The 1,408-nt window shown below is 39.2% G+C and carries 2 protein-coding genes; one reads left to right on the plus strand and one right to left on the minus strand.

From position 1 onward, the window contains the following. Positions 1–276 (minus strand): hypothetical protein (locus A3763_RS16265; RefSeq protein ID WP_197482938.1); only part of this gene is annotated, 276 nt, incomplete at its 3' end. A 264-nt stretch (positions 277–540) separates the two neighbouring features. Between A3763_RS16265 and A3763_RS16270 the strand changes: the two genes are divergently transcribed. Next, positions 541–1,290, plus strand: a complete 750-nt coding sequence (locus tag A3763_RS16270) for a helix-turn-helix transcriptional regulator (protein ID WP_068514227.1) — start codon at positions 541–543, stop codon at positions 1,288–1,290. Positions 1,291–1,408 lie beyond the last annotated feature (118 nt).

Here is a 1,408-nt window from a genome sequence, read left to right on the forward strand (position 1 = left end):
GCTCAGTTTATCCTGCGTTTGGTTTGCAATATAAGTTTCGTAGAGTGAGTTATTTAAGCTGTCTGTAAAGTTCGTTCCACTTTCTAGCAGGCTATCTATTTTCTTGCGTAGCTCGAGGTTCATTCCTTGAAAATACTCATACCAAACGAAGTAGTTTTCCGGGGTGATTGGGATTTCAAGGTCTTTCATTTGTGGGATAGTTTTCTTAAGGCAGTCAACAGCTTGTTTAAGCTTTTTTTGACGGCTTTCCCGCACAGGTATTTGTTGCTCTGTCATATTACTCGCTACTCCATTTAGCCTGGTAATATTTGTCTGTAACCTGAGTTCAAGCCTCTAGTTTGTGCAATAATCTAAGAATTATAAGACTTTTTCAATCATAAATCATTTCGTCTATCCAGTTGTCCGCCGGCCTAATTCAGTCATTTTAGTTGTTGATGGTAACGATAAAACCATTCTAGGTTTGGATATAAGCCCGATATTTCATAGTATTCGGTATTGCTGTCATTCTCATGAACCGCTGTTTCATAATAGGGAGATCAGATGTCTCAGAGCGCTGCTTTAGTCAAAGCACTGAAAAAATGTTTGAAAATTAACGATGTAAAATATGCAGATGTGGCTGATGCCCTCAATTTAAGTGAGGCGAGCGTGAAACGTTTGTTTTCTGAGGAAAGCTTTTCGCTAAAAAGGCTAGATCAAATTTGTGAATTTTTAGGTATTGAAATTAGTGATCTGGTGGAGATGGTGAGACAGTCTGATCAGATTCGAAGTTTGACGATTGAGCAAGAAAAAGAAATTATTGATGATCTTCCGCTTTTGATTGTCGCAAATAGTGCCTTAAATCGTTGGAGCTTTGAAGATATATTGTCTACCTATGATTTAACTGAGACCGCGTTAATCCAGCATCTTGCCAAATTAGATCGCCTAAAGTTGATCGAGTTGTTGCCTGGAAATCGCATAAAGTTATTAGTTGATAGAAACTTCAGTTGGCAAAAGAACGGCCCTATACAGCGGTTTTTCGAAGAAATTCTAGTGAATGAGTTCTTTAACTATAGGTTTGATGAGCCCAGTGACAAACGACAGTTTGTGGTGGGGATGCTCTCTAAAGCCTCTAACCTGATCTTTCAGAGAAAGTTGGATCAACTTGCAGAGGAATTTCATCGCTTACATGTAGAGGATGAAAAGTTGCCTGTTAAAGAGCGATTCGGTACTAGTGTTGTCACAGGTATGCGTCGATGGGAGCCTTTGGCTTTTGAGAAGATGCGCAGAAAAAAGGATCTGCGAAAGTTTTAGTATTGATGGGGTAGTTTGAGGTGTGGGCTGATCTATGAAAACCGAGTTCATAGATCAGCATTGGTTTCGTTTTTTAGGGTGTTTTATGAACGCTTTGATTGAAGCTTTCGTGATAACA

Source organism: Oleiphilus sp. HI0128, from assembly GCF_001635365.1.

Bases quoted from the DNA above. Each gene is read 5' to 3' on its own strand.
- A3763_RS16270 (WP_068514227.1), top strand. From the start codon at position 541: ATGTCTCAGAGCGCTGCTTTAGTCAAAGCACTGAAAAAATGTTTGAAA.